Below are 18050 nucleotides of genomic sequence, written 5' to 3'. Positions count from 1 at the left end.
CTGCGGAGTCAATCTTCGCTATTGGGTGACGGGGACTCATTGTGAATCGTGGTGTATGTGACTATTGGCTTATGACGAACCGTCCTGTAGTAGCCGACACGTCGTGGACCGCTGTAACTGATGCCGGAAGGGGGATCTTGGACGCCGTAGCGGCTGATCCAGCGTCCGTGCTCCTCGCATTGGATTTCGATGGCACGTTGGCACCAATTGTTGACGATCCCGTTGCGTCGACGATGACGCAAGAATCGCGCAACGCCATGTCTCGTCTAGACGGCGTGTTGGCCACGGTGGCGATCGTGACTGGGCGAGAGGTCGCGGCGGTGCGACGTATGACTGCCGTCGACGAACAGCCAGGCTTGGAGCATCTGGTGATACTCGGGCAGTACGGAGTAGAGCGTTATGACGCTGCTACTGGGACGTTGCGAGACCCGGAGATTCCCGAATCGGTGCGTACCGCGAAGGGACGGTTGGACACCCTTGCGCAACAGCTTGGTCGCGAGGATCCGCGGGATGCCGGCTGCTGGGTCGAGGATAAGGGGCGCGCAGTGGCCTTGCACACCCGACGAGCCGCTGACCCGGCTCATGCCCTAGCTACTGCGGTGCCGAGGGTGCGCGACATTGCCGCGGACTTGGAGCTGCACTGCGAGGATGGCCGCAACATCATCGAATTGAAAGCTGCCGTGACGACGAAGGCTCAGGCAATGCGTGAGCTTATCGACGAGGTCAAGCCGCAGACCGTCATCATGTGCGGTGACGATCTGGGCGACGTTCCGGCACTCAATGTTGTCGCCGAGTGGATTGATGCTGGCCGTCCTGGTGCCCGCGTGATTAGTTTCTCTGGGGAGCAGCCATCGATGGCTGAATACGCCGACGTCGTCTGTGACCAGACGGAGGGAATCGCCGCGTTTCTGGGGGCGCTAGCAGACCGCGTCTGTATCGAAATGTGATACAACTTCTCATATTCTAAGACAAATTCTTATTTTTCTTGAAAGGTCAGGGCGATTGTGCTTGCATGATTTCTGACCTTAGTGATGGCCGATGTCGCTCGACGTGTTTTGAAAGATTGAAAAGCGTCGGGGTTTAGTCGGTAATCATGGTTAATGAGTGGAAAGGCGGAATGGTGGATACACATCGTGTCTGGAGCAATCATGCCGGTCAGTCGGTTGTGACCTCCGTCATGATGATGTGTTCCATGTGTCGACGCTGTTGCTGATCTAGCCAGCTTGCCGGGCATGAGCGGACCTGTATTCACATGCCACTTGAGCGCCTCAGAGGCGCGCCCCACTATCCATCATTTCGACGAATTAATAGCCACGGTTGCCCTGTGGCTGAAGATGTCGAAACGTTCTGAATGGAATTCACCATGATTCTTACTGGCTTACTAGTTGGAATTGCCTTCGGATTTGTTTTGCAGCGTGGCCGCTTCTGTGTCACGAACGCCTTTCGTCAAGTATGGGTGGCGAAGAGCACCACCTGGATGACGGCGTTTCTGCTCGTCATCGCGATTCAGGCTGTGGGCGTCACGACGCTGATTCAGCTCGGCGTCATCCACTTGTCGTGGAAGCCGTTGCCGTGGCTCGGCGTCATCGTCGGCGGATTACTCTTTGGCGTCTCTATCGTGTTGGCCGGCGGATGTGCCACTGGAACATGGTTCCGTAGTGGTGAGGGATTAGTCGGATCATGGATCGCGTTGGTGTTCTACGCCGTCGGAGCTGCCGCCATGAAGTATGGTGCACTGGTAGGCGTCAACAATTCAGTAAGGTCCTTCAAGGCCCCGGTCACGACTATCCCCGCCCTCGGCATTTCTCCGTGGATACCTACCATCGTGCTGGCTGTTGTCGTCGGGATCTTAGTGTGGCGTCAGTTACGACAGCCGGCCCGGAAGGTAGCGACGTTGGCGCCGGAGAAAACTGGAATCGCACACCTGCTATTCGAGGCTAAGTGGCATCCGTTTATTACTGCTGCTCTCATCTCTGTCATCGCGATTATCACTTATCCGCTTAGCGAGGCGACTGGCCGTCATGCGGGTTTGGGCATCACTACCCCGACAGGAAACCTGCTGGAGTGGGCCGTAACCGGTCATGCCTCGTACATAGACTGGGGTGTGCTGCTCGTCGTTGGGATCCTGGTGGGGTCCTATATCGCTGCGAAGGCATCTGGAGAATTCCGTATCCGTGTTCCTGATGCCGCTCAGGTCGTGAGGTCGATCGCTGGTGGCCTCGGGATGGGGATTGGAGCCAGCTGGGCTGGTGGATGCACGATCGGCAATGCCATGGTCGAGACGGCCCAGTTCAGCTTCCAAGGCTGGATTTCCTTCCTGTTCATGTTCCTGGGAGTCGGGCTCGGTACGAAGGTCTTCGTCATTGGCTTCACTGGCCGTACCTCGCCCCTGGGGACGCTGTCATCTACCACCGTCGCTGAAGGAGTGTCATGACTACCCACATCTTAGAAACCGGCGGGCAGGTGTGCCCGTTCCCTCTCGTCGAGGCTCAGAAGGCGATCGCTGGACTGCCGGTCGGGGACCGTCTGACGATCAATTTCGACTGCACCCAGGCCACCGAGTCCATCCCCGAGTGGGCAGCGACAGCAGGCTACCCCGTCACTGATTTCCGAAAGGTGGGTGATGCTGGCTGGACGATTACCGTCGAAAAGGCATGACCCGTAGCTACGCACACCACAATACTTGCAAGCATCATTGAAAGGACGTATCACCATGGCGAAGATCGGTAATGATGTCACTGACCTCATTGGCAATACCCCGCTAGTCAAAATCAATAAACTGTTCCCGAACTCTCAGGCCACCGTGCTGGCCAAGCTGGAATTCTTTAACCCGGCATCAAGCGTCAAGGACCGTATTGCTCAGTCGATCGTTGACGCAGCCGAGGCCTCCGGCGAGCTCAAGCCGGGAGGCACCATTGTTGAGGCGACCTCGGGTAATACTGGTGTCGGCCTGGCTTTGGTCGGTGCGGCTCGCGGCTACAAGGTCATCATTACTATGCCCGAGACGATGTCTAAGGAGCGTCGCGCCATCATCCGTCTGTTGGGAGCCGAGTTGGTTCTGACGCCAGGCGCTGACGGTGTGCCGGGAGCGAACACTAAGGCTGCTGAGATCGTTGAGAACACCCCTGGTGCCATCCTGGCACGTCAGTTCGACAATCCTGCTAACCCGGCTATCCACCATGATCGCACCGGTGAGGAGATCTGGAACGATACTGACGGCAAAGTCGACGCCGTCGTTGCTGGCATCGGTACTGGCGGCACTATTTCTGGTGTCGGTAAATACCTCAAGGAAAAGAATCCCGAGGTGAAGACCTTCGGTGCTGAACCCGCAGAGTCCCCGGTTATTACCAAGGGTGAAAAGGCCCCGCACAAGATTCAGGGCTGGGGGCCGGGCTTCGTTCCCGATAACCTTGACAAGTCCGTCGTCGACGAGATCCTGCTAGTTCCCGGCGATGAGGCCATAACCTTCGCCCGTCGTGCTGCTGCTGAGGAAGGCATCATCACGGGTATCTCCGGTGGTGGTGCCCTGCAGGCTGCCGGCCAGGTTGCGGCTCGCCCGGAGTTCGCTGGCAAAACAATCGTTGTCGTTATCGCCGACACTGGTGAGCGTTACCTGTCGACTGCTCTATTCGAGGGCCTCGTCGACTGACGATAGAGGTTCGCGGACTGGCCGGCACCTTTCAGGGTGTCGGCCGCTGCGTATTGGTTAGGCATGTTCGGTTACGACCTTGGCAATGATCTTCAGTGCGGAAGCAAGAGTTGCGTCGTCGTGGCTGCCGAAACCGAGAACTATCCCTGCCACTTCGGGATCATGAGATCCCCAATATGTCGATAATGGTATGACGCCAACGCCCTCGTGGCGGCACTGTTGGACGATGCCCTCCTCTGACCCATGAAATACCAGGACGGCATGTAGCCCGCCATCAATCGGTTGCAAGGTTGTCCCCGGTAATGATCCGAGGATGTCGATGACGGTGCGGCGTCTGCGGCGGTAGATCTGACGCATCCGCTGGGTTCGTCGCCGCAGTGCACCGGTGGACAGGTAGTCGGCCACGGCCTCTTGGACGATGGTAGGGACGGGCTGGCCGGTTGCCCGACGCTGCCGGGCGAAGGGATTGACTAGATCGGGAGGCACAACGAGGTAACCGCATCCCAGCGCTGGCGTAAGTACTGAGGAGAAAGTTCCTAGCAGGATGGTGTGCTCCGCGTCTAGGGAAGCCAGGGCAGGCAACGGTGCACCTACATGGCGTAGCTCAGAGTCAAAATCGTCCTCGACGATCCAGCATGACGTTGCTTCCGCCCATTGAATGACGGCTGCCCGTCGGCTAGCCGACAGCGATCCGCCCCACGGGTATTGATGGCTGGGAGTAATGAGCGCGGCGTCAAGTTCTGTCCCGTCTCGACTAGTCGGCAGGCTGTCGGGATCCAGTCCGTGGTCGTCAGTGCGCAGTCCAATGGTGCGATGTCCAAGGGCTGTCGGCACCTTTCGTAGACTCGGGTATCCAGGGCTTTCTACGCCAATTGTTAGGCGACGAGATCCTGCAGAGAGTACTTGGATGAGCTCAGCGAGCCCGGCTCGTGCACCCCCGGTGACGACGACTTGGCGAGGATCGGCCAGCAGACTACGCATCTGGCGCAGATGTTCGGCAATCTCGTGGCGAAGGCGCGGCGAGCCCAATGGGTCGGTGATGCGAGGCGGGTTGACGCAGGCGCGATGCCACGCCGAGCGCCACGCGGAGTTAGCTAGCCCAGCGGTGTCTGGTGCTCCAGGCGTCAGGTCGATTCCCCGATGGCGTTGGGGCCGGGGGGTTGCTGCCGTGGTAGCGCAGCGACGATGGAGGCCATGCAGGTCGGGATTGACTTGGGTTCCCGATCCCGCAGCAGCCACGAGATAGCCCTCTGCTTCAAGTTGCTCGTAAGAAGCGACGACGGTTCCGCGCGACACTGCGAGCTGAGCTGACAGGGATCGAGTACTCGGTAGGTGATCTCCCGGAGCAAGCACGCCGTCCATAATGAGTTCACGCACACCCTCACAGATCCGAACGGGTAAGGGGCGCGCGTCGTCTGATAGGCGCAGTGGTAACTCGACGACAAGATCTGGTCTCACGGCTGTGACCCTAAAAGTGGTCCAATGGAAGTGGTCATATATGGATCTTGTCATGAACCATAATCGTGGATTCGATGGGTCCATGAGTGAACCTAGCCTTGCAACGAACAGCACTGGAACGACACGGGTCAAGCGCGGACTGGCCGACATGCTTAAGGGTGGCGTCATCATGGACGTCGTCACTCCCGAGCAGGCGAAGATCGCTGAGGATGCCGGAGCATGTGCCGTCATGGCATTGGAGCGTGTGCCGGCCGACATTCGGGCTCAGGGAGGGGTCGCAAGGATGAGCGACCCCGACCTTATTGAGGGCATCATTGACGCTGTTTCTATTCCTGTCATGGCTAAGGCCCGGATCGGTCATTTTGTCGAGGCCCAGGTGCTTGAGTCTCTCAAGGTCGACTTTATTGATGAGTCGGAAGTCCTTAGCCCAGCTGACTACGCCAATCACATTGATAAGTGGGCCTTTGACGTCCCCTTTGTGTGTGGGGCGACAAACCTGGGTGAGGCTCTGCGCCGTATCACCGAGGGTGCCGCGATGATCCGATCCAAGGGAGAGGCCGGTACCGGAGACGTTTCCGAGGCCGTCCGTCATTTGCGCACCATTCGTGCCGAGATGGCGCGCCTCAGCAGCATGTCACCTGATGAGGTCTACGTGGCTGCCAAGGAGCTTCAGGCCCCTTACGATCTTGTCGCTGAGGTGGCCCGTACAGGCGAGTTGCCGGTAGTGCTTTTTGTTGCCGGGGGAGTAGCCACTCCAGCTGATGCCGCTCTCGTTATGCAAATGGGCGCGCAGGGCGTCTTTGTAGGTTCGGGCATCTTCAAGTCCGGCAATCCGGCGGCTCGTGCCGCAGCAATCGTCAAAGCGACGACTGCCTATGACGACCCGGACACGATTGCTGAGGTGTCACGCGGTTTGGGCGAGGCCATGGTTGGCATCAATGTCGCTGATGTGCCCGCCCCGCACCGTCTGGCTGAGCGAGGCTGGTGACATGGCCCCACTCATCGGGGTGGTGACTCTGCAGGGTGGGTTTGCTGAGCACATGAAGCTTCTTGAGTCGTTGGGGGCTGATACTCGTCGGGTTCGTCGGGATGCCGATCTCGACGGACTAGACGGGATTGTCTTACCGGGCGGAGAATCGACCGTTATTGACAAGCTCATGAGGTCGTTCGGTCTGGCCGAACCGTTGAAAGATGCTGTGCGCAGCGGTCTTCCCGTGCTGGCCACCTGTGCCGGGCTTGTCGTGCTAGCTGCTGATTTGGAGGATGCGGCACAAGACCAACAAACCCTCGGCCTGCTTGACGTTACTGTGCGTCGCAACGCCTTCGGATCCCAGCTGGACTCGTTTGAGGGGGCGCTGGATATCGACGGTGTTGGGCAAGGCATCCCGGCTACGTTCATCCGGGCTCCCGTCATTACTCGGGTGGGGCCTGGGGTCGAGATCATTTCCCGACTGCCCGATGATGGCAGTGAGGCGAGCGGCGTCATTGTCGGGGTGAGACAGGGGAACATCCTCGCCTTGTCTTTTCATCCAGAGGAGACCAACGACGACCGGGTGCATCGCACGTGGCTACGAGGCGTGTCGGTAAGACAGTCGGAGCCGTCTGGTGACGGTTCATAACGACCCTGATTGAACACTGTTCAAGGATGATGGCTAGCATTCCTCGCTGTGAGTCCTGAACAGCAGATTCTCGAATATGACCGACGTCATGTATGGCACCCCTACGCCCCGACGGTAGGGGCAGACCCGATGCTTGCAGTCACGGCTGCCAACGGAGTCCGGCTGCAGCTGCACGATGGGGAACGCCACCACGAGGTGATCGACGCGATGGCCTCGTGGTGGTGCCAGATTCACGGCTACCGAAACCCGGTCCTCGACGAGGCCCTCAACCGCCAAAGGTCCCAGTTCAGTCACGTCATGTTTGGCGGACTCACCCACAAAGCCGCAGTTGACGCCGTCACGGCACTGGTCGAGTTGGCCCCGCTGGATCGGGTATTTCTGGGCGATTCCGGATCGGTTGGCGTCGAGGTCAGCCTCAAGTTGGCTCGGCAGGTGCAGATAGCTCGCACCGCAGCACGCGGTGGCACCCTGACGAGAACCCGTATTGCGGCACTCCGAGGGGCGTACCACGGTGACACCCTCGGCGCCATGAGCGTATGCGACCCTATCGGCGGGATGCACGCCATGTTCAGCGATTCTGTTCCCCAACAGATCTTCCTGCCGCGCCCGCCTGCCTTCGCCGCCGAGGCGACTGAGGTGGAGGCATGGTGCCATGAGGCCGATGAGGTTTTGGATGACCACCGTGACGATCTGGCCGGAATCATCGTCGAGCCGATCTTGCAGGGAGCTGGGGGTATGTGGCCGTGGTCCCCGTCCTGTCTGAAGCACCTGCGCCGTCGTGCTGATGAACTCGACCTCGTTCTTATTGCCGACGAAGTTGCAACCGGTTTTGGACGCACGGGCAAACTCTTCGCCTGTGAGTGGGCCGATGTCGTCCCCGACATCATGGTGGTCGGGAAATCCATGACTGGCGGATACCTGACTCAGTCGGCCGTGTTGTGTTCCGACGAGCTGGCCAGTGAGGTCAGCCGAGGCCCCGGCGGATCACTAATGCACGGCCCCACGTTCATGGGAAACCCCTTGGCTAGTGCCGTCACTGCAGCGAGTCTGGCGATCATCTCCCAGGGGCAGTGGAACGACGACGTCACCCGCATTGCTGAGGTGATGTCTAGGGAGCTAGCGTCACTGCGCAACGAGCCTGGGGTTATCGACGTCCGCGTCTTCGGAGCTATCGCCGCAGTCCAGGTTGACACCCCGATCAACATGCGACGGGCGACTCGCACCGCCGTCGAGAACGGGGTGTGGCTACGGCCCTTCCGCGATCTCGTCTACGCCATGCCGCCCTATATCTGTACCAACGATGATCTGGAGGCCATGGCTGCCGGTATGCGTGCCGTTGTCATAGATCAACTTGATGCTGCTCAGGACAAGATTAATCACCGGAAGGAATCATGAACATTACCGATCTCGAGGGAATCATCATCGTTACCGGAACTGACACCGACGCTGGAAAGACCGTCACTACTGCAGTTATCGCCTCAGCGCTGAAGCAAGCCGGCAAAGATGTTCTCATCATCAAGCCGTACCAGACCGGTCTGGCCCCTGACGAACCGGGTGACGTCCACGATGCTGGCCACCTCGCCGGTATCGACGCCAATAACCTGCTGGAGTACGTGCGCTGCCCCGAGCCACTGGCCCCGACCACGTCGGCTGCCCGAGCTGGTATGACCATTCCCTCAATCGAGGACGTCGCAACCCGCATTCTTGAGGATTCTGATGGACACGACGCCACCCTCGTCGAAGGAGCAGGTGGCGTCCTCGTGGGTTTGGACAATGACGGGTCTGGAGTCCTGGACCTCATGGATGTTCTTGCCGGGCGTGGGCACGAGCCCCACGTCATCGTCGTCACTCGCTCGGCGCTCGGTACCCTCAACCACACTGGTTTGACCTGTCGTGCCATCCGCGATCGGGGGCATCAGGTCGACGCGATCGTCATCGGCTCGTGGCCGGACCGCCCCGACCTTGCCGAGAGGTGCAACCTCGAAGAAATCGAGGATGCTGCCGCAGCCCCATTGGCTGGAGTCATACCCGCTGGCATAGGTAAAGACTCCGAAGCAGTCCAGCGGACAGCCAGGAGGTTTGGAGAGGCTGGGGGAACAAGCGTTCGCCCCTGACATGCCGGCACCGGGATTACAGGTCAGCCTCAATCGTGGGCTGCCTATCGGCTCGTCAGAGTTCGTGGCGATGTGAGGGACGTCGAGATTGAGTCTGGCGGAGGTTTTCCCGTCGGCTGGGACACGCTTTAGCGCCTGTAGTTCTGGTATGGCTCACGGATCGTGAGTTTTGACGTCCCTGCTCCGTTAGTTGTCGGGCAAAGACTCGCGGATGGCGAATTGGTAGGCGAACTCCATTACCCGGTAAGGTAGCTACTTGTCTCGGGGCGTTAGCTCAGCCGGTCAGAGCAGGGGACTCATAATCCCTGGGTCGCGGGTTCGAGCCCCGCACGCCCCACCTCATACGGTCCTGCAACCCGGGTAGTCCAGCACCCTGCGGTCATGGGTTCCGCGGCGTCGAGGTGCGAAATCCTCCGTCGAGCCCGGAATGAATGTGCTGTAGGTGGTCATTCATTCACACGATGAAAGAGATCATTCAATCGGATGATCAGGCGTCAGGTAAATGACGGATATGGGCCTGTCGTCAAACGAAAAACTGTGCGTTGAGATGCTGCTGGTGCTGCACGATTGGTCGTTTTCGTCATGGTGAACTGAAGTGCACCATTGTCCCGGTAGCGTGATCGTCGCCTTGGCATAGAGGCCAAGCTATTGATCGACAAGGAGTGTCATTCATGAGATCTATCAAGCTACGCAGGTCGGTCCTTGCCGTCCTCACTGCCGCAGCGACGGCGCTACCGATGATGATGACGGCCGGTACCTCGTGGGCTGCGGATTCGGAGATCACTCCCGACCATCCCGGCGGCGTTGCCGCTCCACACAGTCCGGATGGCGTCCCCTCGAATGGCACTGGACCCCAGTTTCACACCTGGCCTATGGCTTCGCAGTATTCCCACTCGCATCTAGGCGCGAATCCTAAGGGGGCCAACGACTTTACATGTAAGCCTGCTCCAGGCAGTCGTCCTGTCGTTCTTATCCCTGGGACCGGCGAAGACGCATTCGCGACCTGGTCATACTACGCACCCGAGCTTAAATTGGCCGGTCTGTGCGTATTTACCTTCAACTACAACATTCAGACGAACCCTGATCGCGAATGGGCTGCCACTGCTGGCGATATTCGTTCTAGTGCGGCATTCCTAGCCCACTATGTCGACAAAGTGCGAGCGGCGACTGGTGCCGAGAAAGTCGATCTTGTCGGCCACTCCCAGGGCGGAGGTCCCCTCCCTCGTGCCTACATTAAGTGGTATGGCGGAGACCGGGTCGTCAACCATCTCATCGGCCTCGTTCCGTCAAACAAGGGCACGAGCGTTTACGGTTTGGCGACTTTTGCTGGTCTCGATAGGCCTGGAAGTCTAGGCGCTCAGGCGTTGCAGAGCTACGCAGACAAGCATAATTACGAGTCGCTGCCACAGCAGCTTGCCGGCTCACAATTCCTGAGCGAACTCAACGACGGCGGGATGACTGCGCCGGGCGTGCGCTACACCGTCATTAGTACTAAGTATGACGATGTCGTTACGCCGTACACCAACGCGTTCATTCGTCAGCCTGGGGTAACGAATATCACCATGCAGTCTGTGTGTGCTAAAGACCATACTGACCACTTCGGGTTCACGTATGATCCGGTCGCTTTCCAAGTCGTGTTTAACGCCCTGCTTCCAGATAAAGCCAAGGCGATCCACTGCGTCTATGTGCCCGGATACATCCAGTGACCTTTATTACCGCCACCGCATCATTGGTGCGATAAACCGCGTCTAGTGTTAGCGCTGGCTGCTCTCGTAGCAGCCAGCGCTAATGCTGTCATCCGGTGGTTGTTAGCTGAACGCGTGCGGGCATGGCGACCACAGCCCGCTCGGATTGGTGCCCTAACCCAGTAGTGTTTGTATCTGTCGCCCCACTGCAGACTCGTCATGGTCCCCAATGATGGTAAATCCCCGGTCACGCAGTGTTGGGTGAGCTCCCGAGACGATAAATGGATGTCCCACGAGTTCCAGCATGGTGAGATCATTCGGCATATCACCGAAAGCAGCCGCGTCGGAGGGATCGATACCGAAATCGTCACAGACGCGTTTGAGGGCAGCCCCCTTAGAGACTCCACACGCCGCAATCTCTACCAGGCCATCAACCATTATCGCGGAGAAAGTGACGGTTCCACGATTACCGACAATGGGATTGACCACCTTAAATAATGCGTCACTGGGACAACCGAAAGTTCGCACAAGCAGTTTGACGATGCGGTGGTCATCTCCTAAAAAGCCCTCGATTGGGCCCTCGCCGTCGGGTGGGCCGCCGATCTGCCAACGATCGAACCCTTTGTCGGAGAACCATCGGGTGGCTTCCTCGGTCGAAAACAGCGCCTGCGGAAGCGCATCACGGATGTCGTGGACGATGTCGCGGACCGTCTGAGGATCCATACATGCGTCGTGCAACACTTCTCCGGTGGCGGCGTCGACACTCACCGCTCCATTGGATGCCAACAGCGTCGGATGGATCGGGCGGAACGGGTCAAGGACCGTCAGCCAGCGGTAAGGGCGTCCGGTAGCGAAGACGACGTGTACCCCGGCATTGGCTGCAGCGAGCACGGCTTCAGTGTTTTCAGCACCAGGCATTTTGTCGGTGCCCAGGAACGTGCCATCTAGGTCAGTAGCAATGAGTGCAACCATCACAGCCTTCCTCGTCCAGTCGGGGACCCCGACGAGGTTCCGGTGCCTGCACCTGGCGACTGCATGGACGGGGTGCGTGACGGCGACATCGACGGATTATTCGACGGGGTCGGGGATTCGCTACCTCCCGTCGAGGGGGTCTTGCTAGCCGATGAGGGGGACTGCCCCTTGGAGGGGCTTGCCGAATTACTGCTGCTCGACGGCGACGAGCTTTGACCGGAGCTACGACCAGGAGTGGGGCTTGAGGAACTATTTGCCGAGCTACTCGACGATCCAGATGTTGGGACTGGTGGCGGTGGGGGAGTCGGCGGAACATTTTGGAATAGCAGCACCGCTATGAGTAGGCCGGTCAAGGCAATGAACAGGGTAAGGAGCCATGCTACGACGGTTGTTGACCAACCAGCTTTGTCGCGTCGACCTGGCCAAGGCAGTGGCCAAGTACGTACTAGGCCTGTGGCAGTGTCGTCGATCCAGTGCAAACGGAAATTCGGGCCGGCTGCTGGCGGGAATCCCGATACGACCGACATATCGACAGCGTCGAGGATCCGTCGTGATTCTGCCACGGCTGCTGGCGAACCGTCGTTAACCAGAGCGACCCAAGGGGCCACGAGCTGAGCATCCTCATCAGGGCCAGTGACCGGGCGGTATAAACCGGCGAGGCGACCGGTGTTTTGTCCCGCACCACCGCGGGCGATGACGGTCTCACTGTGGAGATGGTTGACTTCTCCGGCAAGTCGATCCCACGACGCGGGATCGCCGGCTGCGCCGTGGGACAACACAATGACCAGGACGGCCTGGCCGTCATCGTCGTGGGCGAAAAAGACCGTACCTGACGGCGTCGCTAGGGCACGGGCGTCGAGCCAGAACTCGTCGACCCGCGGTGGGTCAGACGATTGTAGGGGTATTGCCTCAGGAGGCCACGGATTACTCGACATCACCTACCATCTCACCACATGTGGACGACGACCTTCGAATGGTAGACGTTCATCTGAGTGAATTTGTTGCCGTTCTTGGGCTGTGGCGCTGTCACGGTATCGTGAGTGCGGGCCCGTGGTGGGTCGTGCGTAAGTCAGGCAGGAGACGTTAGTGAGCACCCAGCACTACTCAGATGGTCAGGACATCGGTAAGGGTAACCAGGACGCCCCGATGTCGAACGACGAGGCAGCCCGTCTCATCGGTCAGGCCATTGGGCAGGTACAGCGGGTCATTGTTGGCCAGGAACGCATGGTCGAGCAGCTTATGGTCGGAGTTCTTGCTCGAGGTCACATCCTTCTTGAAGGCGTCCCAGGTGTTGCTAAGACCCTTGCCGTGCGCTCCTTCGCAACTGTGTTGGGTGGCGGTTTCGCACGGGTGCAGTTCACCCCGGATCTCGTCCCCTCTGACATCGTCGGCACTCGCATCTACTCAGCATCGAAGGAAACTTTTGATATCGAACTTGGGCCGGTTTTTGTCAACTTCGTCCTTGCTGATGAGATCAACCGAGCTCCCGCAAAAGTGCAGTCAGCGATGCTTGAGCTTATGGCTGAGAAACAGGTGTCGATTGCCGGACAGACATTCCCTGCGCCGCACCCATTCAGTGTCATAGCGACCCAGAACCCGGTGGAATCAGAGGGTGTCTACCCTCTCCCTGAGGCTCAGCGTGACCGGTTTTTGCTCAAGATTGACGTTCCGTACCCGCGTGGAAACGAGGAGTTCGAGATCCTCCGCAGGATGAGCGTTAAAGCGCCTCAGCCTCAGCAGGTGTTAACGCCGGAGGCTGTCGTAGCCCTGCAAGATATGGCCTCTGACGTCTTCGTCCACAACCTCGTCGCCGAATATGTGGTACGCCTGGTGCTGGCAACCCGTAATCCCGGTGACTTTGGAATGCCTGACCTTGCCAACGTCATACAGATTGGTTGCTCGCCGCGAGCAACCCTCGGTCTGGTCGCCGCTGCCCGGGCCTTGGCGCTGGTTCACGGTCGTGATTACGTTCTTCCGACTGATGTCCAGGCCGTAGCTGTCGACGTCATGGCTCACCGCTTGGTACTCAGCTTCGACGCCATTGCTGACAACGTGTCAGCCTCCGACGTTATTGAGAGGGTCGTCGCCATGGTTCCGCCGCCCACCCCAGTGTGGAATGAGGAACAGCATCAGGCTGCTCAGCGCAGTAACACTGACAATGTCGACCAGTACCCTGCTCCGACAGCCCCGCCCGCTTGGTCCTGAGGCGTTCGCCATGACGCGACCAACATTCCGCGACCCACAGCCGTCGTCAGTGGCTCAGACGTTGGTGAGCCCACCGACCGGAGCGACCGTACCACTCAATCAGCTCGCCCCTGAGGCAGCGTTGCGGCGCCTAGAACTGACGATCGTGCGTCGGTTGGAAGGATTCCTCCACGGTGACCACCTGGGTTTGCTGCCTGGCGCGGGCGCCGACGTCAATGACGCTCGACCATACGAACCCGGTCAAGACGATGTGCGCATGATGGATTGGGCCGTGACGGCTCGCACGACCGTCCCGCATGTGCGCGAAACCATCGCTGACCGTGAGCTCGAGGTGTGGGCACTTCTCGACGTCACCGGTTCCATGAACTGGGGAACGGTGTCCATGACGAAACGCGACTTGGGAATTGCTGCTATCGCGACGATCGGTTTTCTTTCTCAGCGCATGGGGGACCGTTTTGGCGGCATCATCATGCGTCCCGACTCGGTGAGACGCCTGCCAGCCAGATCGGGACGTACGGCACTCTATGGCCTGCTGCGGTCAATGCTCACTGAGCCGATTGTCGCTGACAACGCTCCCGGACAAATGACTCTAGCCAAAGGCATCGAGAGTCTTGCTGCATCGGGCAGGCGCCGAGGTATGAAGGTCGTCGTTTCTGACTTTCTTTCTCCCGGTGACGACGTTCTGGACCCCAACCATCGCCCGGAATGGGAACGGTCTTTGCGCCGGTTGTCGGTAAGAAATCAGGTGCTGTGTATCGAAATCGTTGACGTCGCTGAGCTGGACTTTCCCGACGTTGGCGACGTCATGGTCCGAGACCCAGAAACGTCTTTTGCTCACTACGTCAATACGTCCGACAAAGCCACTCGCGAGCGGATGAACGCTGCGTCTCGGGATCAGCGCACGCGCATTTCAGCGGCTATTCGACGCGCGGGGGCCGGGCATCTACAGCTGCGTACTGACTCTGATTGGGTGACTGATATCGCACGATTCGTCCTCGGATACCGGCGTACTGCTGCGATCTTGCATCGGCCGCCGCAGGGGGTGACGAAATGACGCCGCTTATCCTTGGCCTACCTGAAGTGAAGTCGCCGTGGGTACTTTGGCTCCTGCTGCTCGTCCCGGCGTTACTGGTGTTCTACATTTGGGCTTTACATCGCAGCAGGTCTACAGCGATGAGGTTTACCAATACCGCCATTTTAGGGGCGGTGATGAGTAAGCAGCCGCAGTGGAAGAGGCATATCACTGTCGCTGCTGTTCTGCTGTGTTTAGCAACGACTACTGTTGCGTGGGCCCGACCGATGGGCGTAGAGCAGGTGCCGCGCGATCGCGCCACGATTGTTGTTGCCCTCGATTCATCCCTGTCAATGAAAGCTGACGATGTATCTCCTAATCGCCTCGCTGCGGCTAAAGCTAAGGCCAAGGACTTTATCAATTCTCTGCCAGCTGGATTCAATGTTGCAGTGGTGAGTATTTCTGAACATCCAGAGATTCGGATGCCACCATCGACTGACCGACCCACCGTATTGCGCGCCATTGACGGTATCGAGCTGCAAGACGGTACCGCACTAGGCGGGGCGATTGATAAGTCTCTTGAGGCCGTCAAGATGGCCCCCGGAGGATCTAAGGATCCGGCTCCCGCTGCCATTGTCATGCTCAGCGATGGAGGCAATACCCAGGGCGGTTCTCCACTGGTATCGGCTAATCAAGCTGCTGCAGCCAAAGTCCCGGTGTACACCATCGCCTTTGGCACCGAAACTGGGTATGTCGATCTTGACGGCCAACGAGAGAGGGTTGCGCCCGACACCAAGCTCCTGTCTGCCGTCGCTGAGCGTACTCATGCTAAGTCGTGGACTGCTGATTCGGCAGACAAGCTCCAGGAGGTTTATCAGCAGGTGCATTCGTCGGTGGGTTACGAACCGGTCAGAAAGGAGGTGACGGCGACGTGGGCGTTCTATGCGTTCTGCTTCGCCGTCATCTCCGGGTTGGCCACGTTGTCAGTGGCGGTGAGATGGCCATGATGACCCTCATTGCTTTTGGACGCCCTGGACGACTCTGGTGGCTCCTGGTGCCGGTCCTTTTCCTTGCTATGTACCTTTCGGTGGTGATGTGGCGTCGCAGACCGCACCAGAGCCGTAACGAGTTGAGGCGATTACTGCCGAGCTCGCGACCATGGAAGCAGCATGTGGCGATGGGCCTGTCAGTCCTCTCGATGGCTGCCATGGTATTGGCATTCGCCCAGCCAAGGGCCTACCACAACGTGCCGAGAGACCGAGCGACCATCGTGGTGGCTATCGATGTGTCTCGCTCCATGGTGGCGACCGACGTCGATCCCTCCCGACTGTCTGCTGCCAAGACGGCCGCTAAGGATTTCCTGGGTGAATTGCCGCCACGATTTAATGTCTCCTTGGTGAAATTTGCGGCATCCTCTCAAGTCGTCGTACCCCCAACGACTGACCGTGCTGCGGTGTCAACCGCGATCGCGAATCTTCAGGTGCTGCCATCTACCGCGATAGGTGAAGGGATTTATTCCTCCCTTAATGCCCTAAAGCTCGTTCCCGACGATCCGAAACATCCTGGGCAAAAGCCGCCAGCGGCGATCGTGCTCCTTTCCGACGGCGCAACCAATGTTGGCCGTCCGTCTTTGGAAGCAGCGAAGGAGGCCGGACGTCAGCATGTGCCGGTGTACACCATTGCTTATGGCACCGCAGGCGGATATGTCGTCGAGGGCGGCCAGCGTCAGCCCGTTCCCGTTAACCACTATGAATTAGCGGCGGTCGCAAAAGCCTCTGGAGGCGAAAAGTTCTCGGCAGAGTCCTTGGGCCAGCTGTCAGACGTCTATAAATCAATCGCCCAATCGGTGGGGTACGAGAAAGTTTTCGGAGAAGTGACGGACAGATACGTCGGCGTCGCTTTAGCTCTCATCGTGGCGACGGCCATTTCAGTTATCAGTTTGTGTGCTCGATGGCCCTAATGCGCCGCCGCAAGAGTACATTCGTCATTGTGGTAATAAGGAGCTTCCCATGAGTGTGGCCGACAACGTAGCGGCTGTGCGTACCCGGATCGATGACGCCTGCCGAGCTTGCGGTCGAGATCCCAGCGACGTTTCGTTGCTGCCGGTTTCCAAAACCAAGCCGCCGAGCATGGTGGATGAGGCGTATCGGGCTGGCTACCGTCTGTTCGGCGAGAATAAGGTACAAGACGCGCTCGCGAAATCTGAGCTTATGGATGCCGACCATCCCGGATTAGAATGGTCCATTATCGGCGGTTTGCAGACTAACAAAGCCAAATATGTAGCCCGCTTCGCTACCGAGTTTCAGGCTCTCGATTCGCTCAAGGTTGCCCACGAGCTTGACAAAAGGTTGCAGCAGGAAGGGCGCCAGCTACGGGTATTAGTTCAGGTTAATTCCTCAGCTGAGCCCCAAAAGTCTGGAATAGCCCCCGAAGAGGCTGTCGAATTCGCTCGAGAACTAACTGCCTTCGATTCTCTCGACGTGCGCGGACTCATGACAGTGGCCCTCAATACTCCCGACCCCAAGGCCGTTGCCGACTGTTTCGATATTGTCGTTGCAACGCAAGAGAAGCTGCGCCAGGACGTCAGCAATGTCAGTGACTGGTCTGAACTGTCCATGGGAATGTCAGGGGACCTGGAGATTGCCATTGCCCACGGCTCGACTCAAGTGAGAATCGGCACCGATATTTTCGGGCCCCGCGATCCGGCGCAGATATGGCGTCCGTGAGTCGCGTCGTCTATTGTTGCTGGTAAGTCCATACCGCACCACTGCAGGGGAAGGCACGTGGTATCGGGAGGACGATCGTGGACACGACACAGTTGGCCGGTGGAACTTTTTTCATCCACTCGGCGCCGACGGCATTGCGCAGCCACATTGAATGGGCAGCCGATGCCGCGTTTGCTATGCCCGCACCACTGCGGTGGACGAATCAGCCAGTCGAACCGGGCACATGGAGAGCAGAGTCGACATGGCGTGGCGACGTTGATGACGTTCGCAAACTCATTTCCACGCTGGCGGCCTGGCGGCGGGTGCGTGTCGAGGTCACCGTTGACACAGGGGCAGCCCCACATCGCTGGAGCGTCACCCCTGACCTAGGTATCTTTTCCGCACCCACCGACGAAGCTGGTTCCGTCCTCGTTGACGAGATGAGGTTGCGTTCTGCGATGACTGCTTCCCGTCGCACTGGGCTGCGTCTCGACGACGAGATCTGCGACCTGCTCGGTGAACCGTGGGACGTTGAGTTGGAGCCGTATCGGGCTTGTGACCCGTCGCTCCACGTGCCATGGCTGTCAGCTGGGTGAGTGACGTCCTGAATGGCGATCAGTGTCGGGGCTGG

Annotated in this window: 18 protein-coding genes and 1 tRNA gene; 16 read left to right on the top strand and 3 right to left on the bottom strand. The window is 58.9% G+C overall.

What is annotated here, in order from left to right:
* Positions 1-71 precede the first annotated feature (71 nt).
* The 4 genes from otsB (at position 72) to cysK (ending at position 3649) form a co-directional block, all read left to right on the top strand.
* Entirely contained in the window at positions 72-947 is an 876-nt protein-coding gene (otsB, locus tag FYJ43_RS06315; protein WP_154562991.1) for a trehalose-phosphatase, read from the top strand.
* A gap of 416 nt (positions 948-1363) precedes the next feature.
* Positions 1364-2434, top strand: a complete 1071-nt coding sequence (locus FYJ43_RS06310; RefSeq protein ID WP_154562989.1) for a YeeE/YedE family protein — start codon at positions 1364-1366, stop codon at positions 2432-2434.
* Positions 2431-2658: a sulfurtransferase TusA family protein gene (locus FYJ43_RS06305; protein WP_154562987.1), complete on the top strand. Its 228-nt coding sequence runs from the start codon at positions 2431-2433 to the stop codon at positions 2656-2658. Before FYJ43_RS06310 ends, FYJ43_RS06305 begins: the two co-directional genes overlap by 4 nt.
* A 55-nt stretch (positions 2659-2713) precedes the next feature.
* Positions 2714-3649 (top strand): cysteine synthase A, encoded by a 936-nt coding sequence (cysK, locus tag FYJ43_RS06300; protein ID WP_154562985.1) that lies wholly within the window; start codon positions 2714-2716, stop codon positions 3647-3649.
* A gap of 57 nt (positions 3650-3706) precedes the next feature.
* On the opposite strand, the gene pdxR is transcribed toward cysK, so the two are convergent.
* Positions 3707-5107, bottom strand: a complete 1401-nt coding sequence (pdxR, locus tag FYJ43_RS06295) for a MocR-like pyridoxine biosynthesis transcription factor PdxR (protein WP_326833393.1) — start codon at positions 5105-5107, stop codon at positions 3707-3709.
* Between the two features lie 148 nt (positions 5108-5255).
* Here pdxR and pdxS point away from each other — a divergent pair, with 148 nt between their 5' ends.
* From pdxS to FYJ43_RS06265, 6 genes are all read left to right on the top strand, one after another.
* Positions 5256-6095 (top strand): pyridoxal 5'-phosphate synthase lyase subunit PdxS, encoded by an 840-nt coding sequence (gene pdxS, locus FYJ43_RS06290; protein ID WP_229771660.1) that lies wholly within the window; start codon positions 5256-5258, stop codon positions 6093-6095.
* A complete protein-coding gene (gene pdxT / locus FYJ43_RS06285; protein WP_195839931.1) occupies positions 6055-6726 on the top strand; it encodes a pyridoxal 5'-phosphate synthase glutaminase subunit PdxT in 672 nt (223 codons plus the stop codon). The genes pdxS and pdxT overlap by 41 nt, the downstream gene beginning before the upstream one ends.
* 48 nt (positions 6727-6774) lie before the next feature.
* Positions 6775-8121 (top strand): adenosylmethionine--8-amino-7-oxononanoate transaminase, encoded by a 1347-nt coding sequence (gene bioA, locus FYJ43_RS06280; protein WP_326833392.1) that lies wholly within the window; start codon positions 6775-6777, stop codon positions 8119-8121.
* The gene (bioD, locus tag FYJ43_RS06275; protein ID WP_154562977.1) at positions 8118-8840 is read left to right on the top strand and encodes a dethiobiotin synthase; all 723 of its coding nucleotides are present in this window, start codon (positions 8118-8120) and stop codon (positions 8838-8840) included. The genes bioA and bioD overlap by 4 nt, the downstream gene beginning before the upstream one ends.
* Positions 8841-9103: 263 nt before the next feature.
* A tRNA-Ile gene (locus FYJ43_RS06270) sits at positions 9104-9177 on the top strand.
* 334 nt (positions 9178-9511) lie between these two features.
* Positions 9512-10546, top strand: coding sequence for an esterase/lipase family protein (locus FYJ43_RS06265; RefSeq protein ID WP_154562975.1), 1035 nt, complete (start codon positions 9512-9514; stop codon positions 10544-10546).
* Between the two features lie 153 nt (positions 10547-10699).
* On the opposite strand, the gene FYJ43_RS06260 is transcribed toward FYJ43_RS06265, so the two are convergent.
* Together FYJ43_RS06260 and FYJ43_RS06255 are read right to left on the bottom strand one after the other, a co-directional pair.
* Positions 10700-11497 carry an HAD hydrolase family protein gene (locus FYJ43_RS06260; protein WP_154563468.1) on the bottom strand — a complete coding sequence of 266 codons (798 nt, stop codon included), beginning with the start codon at positions 11495-11497 and terminating at the stop codon, positions 10700-10702.
* The gene (locus FYJ43_RS06255; protein WP_154562973.1) at positions 11497-12432 is read right to left on the bottom strand and encodes a hypothetical protein; all 936 of its coding nucleotides are present in this window, start codon (positions 12430-12432) and stop codon (positions 11497-11499) included. Before FYJ43_RS06255 ends, FYJ43_RS06260 begins: the two co-directional genes overlap by 1 nt.
* Before the next feature lie 151 nt (positions 12433-12583).
* Between FYJ43_RS06255 and FYJ43_RS06250 the strand changes: the two genes are divergently transcribed.
* The 6 genes from FYJ43_RS06250 (at position 12584) to FYJ43_RS06225 (ending at position 18015) form a co-directional block, all read left to right on the top strand.
* Entirely contained in the window at positions 12584-13702 is a 1119-nt protein-coding gene (locus FYJ43_RS06250; RefSeq protein WP_456064349.1) for an AAA family ATPase, read from the top strand.
* Between the two features lie 49 nt (positions 13703-13751).
* Positions 13752-14756, top strand: coding sequence for a DUF58 domain-containing protein (locus tag FYJ43_RS06245; RefSeq protein ID WP_326833450.1), 1005 nt, complete (start codon positions 13752-13754; stop codon positions 14754-14756).
* Positions 14753-15721, top strand: coding sequence for a VWA domain-containing protein (locus FYJ43_RS06240; RefSeq protein ID WP_154562969.1), 969 nt, complete (start codon positions 14753-14755; stop codon positions 15719-15721). Before FYJ43_RS06245 ends, FYJ43_RS06240 begins: the two co-directional genes overlap by 4 nt.
* On the top strand, positions 15712-16674 hold the full coding sequence (locus FYJ43_RS06235; protein WP_154562967.1) for a VWA domain-containing protein: 963 nt from the start codon (positions 15712-15714) through the stop codon (positions 16672-16674). Before FYJ43_RS06240 ends, FYJ43_RS06235 begins: the two co-directional genes overlap by 10 nt.
* A gap of 49 nt (positions 16675-16723) precedes the next feature.
* Positions 16724-17440 (top strand): YggS family pyridoxal phosphate-dependent enzyme, encoded by a 717-nt coding sequence (locus FYJ43_RS06230; protein ID WP_154562965.1) that lies wholly within the window; start codon positions 16724-16726, stop codon positions 17438-17440.
* Positions 17441-17517: 77 nt separating this feature from the next.
* The gene (locus tag FYJ43_RS06225) at positions 17518-18015 is read left to right on the top strand and encodes a DUF3145 family protein (protein ID WP_326833391.1); all 498 of its coding nucleotides are present in this window, start codon (positions 17518-17520) and stop codon (positions 18013-18015) included.
* Positions 18016-18050 lie beyond the last annotated feature (35 nt).

This window comes from Cutibacterium porci (assembly GCF_009696315.1).
Taxonomy (GTDB): domain Bacteria; phylum Actinomycetota; class Actinomycetes; order Propionibacteriales; family Propionibacteriaceae; genus Cutibacterium; species Cutibacterium porci.
This window is presented reverse-complemented; position numbering and strand designations above follow the sequence as displayed.

Bases quoted from the DNA above. Each gene is read 5' to 3' on its own strand.
- otsB (WP_154562991.1), top strand. From the start codon at position 72: ATGACGAACCGTCCTGTAGTAGCCGACACGTCGTGGACCGCTGTAACT.
- FYJ43_RS06310 (WP_154562989.1), top strand. From the start codon at position 1,364: ATGATTCTTACTGGCTTACTAGTTGGAATTGCCTTCGGATTTGTTTTG.
- FYJ43_RS06305 (WP_154562987.1), top strand. From the start codon at position 2,431: ATGACTACCCACATCTTAGAAACCGGCGGGCAGGTGTGCCCGTTCCCT.
- cysK (WP_154562985.1), top strand. From the start codon at position 2,714: ATGGCGAAGATCGGTAATGATGTCACTGACCTCATTGGCAATACCCCG.
- pdxS (WP_229771660.1), top strand. From the start codon at position 5,256: ATGCTTAAGGGTGGCGTCATCATGGACGTCGTCACTCCCGAGCAGGCG.
- pdxT (WP_195839931.1), top strand. From the start codon at position 6,055: ATGTGCCCGCCCCGCACCGTCTGGCTGAGCGAGGCTGGTGACATGGCC.
- bioD (WP_154562977.1), top strand. From the start codon at position 8,118: ATGAACATTACCGATCTCGAGGGAATCATCATCGTTACCGGAACTGAC.
- FYJ43_RS06265 (WP_154562975.1), top strand. From the start codon at position 9,512: ATGAGATCTATCAAGCTACGCAGGTCGGTCCTTGCCGTCCTCACTGCC.
- FYJ43_RS06260 (WP_154563468.1), bottom strand. From the start codon at position 11,497: ATGGTTGCACTCATTGCTACTGACCTAGATGGCACGTTCCTGGGCACC.
- FYJ43_RS06255 (WP_154562973.1), bottom strand. From the start codon at position 12,432: ATGTCGAGTAATCCGTGGCCTCCTGAGGCAATACCCCTACAATCGTCT.
- FYJ43_RS06240 (WP_154562969.1), top strand. From the start codon at position 14,753: ATGACGCCGCTTATCCTTGGCCTACCTGAAGTGAAGTCGCCGTGGGTA.
- FYJ43_RS06235 (WP_154562967.1), top strand. From the start codon at position 15,712: ATGGCCATGATGACCCTCATTGCTTTTGGACGCCCTGGACGACTCTGG.
- FYJ43_RS06230 (WP_154562965.1), top strand. From the start codon at position 16,724: ATGAGTGTGGCCGACAACGTAGCGGCTGTGCGTACCCGGATCGATGAC.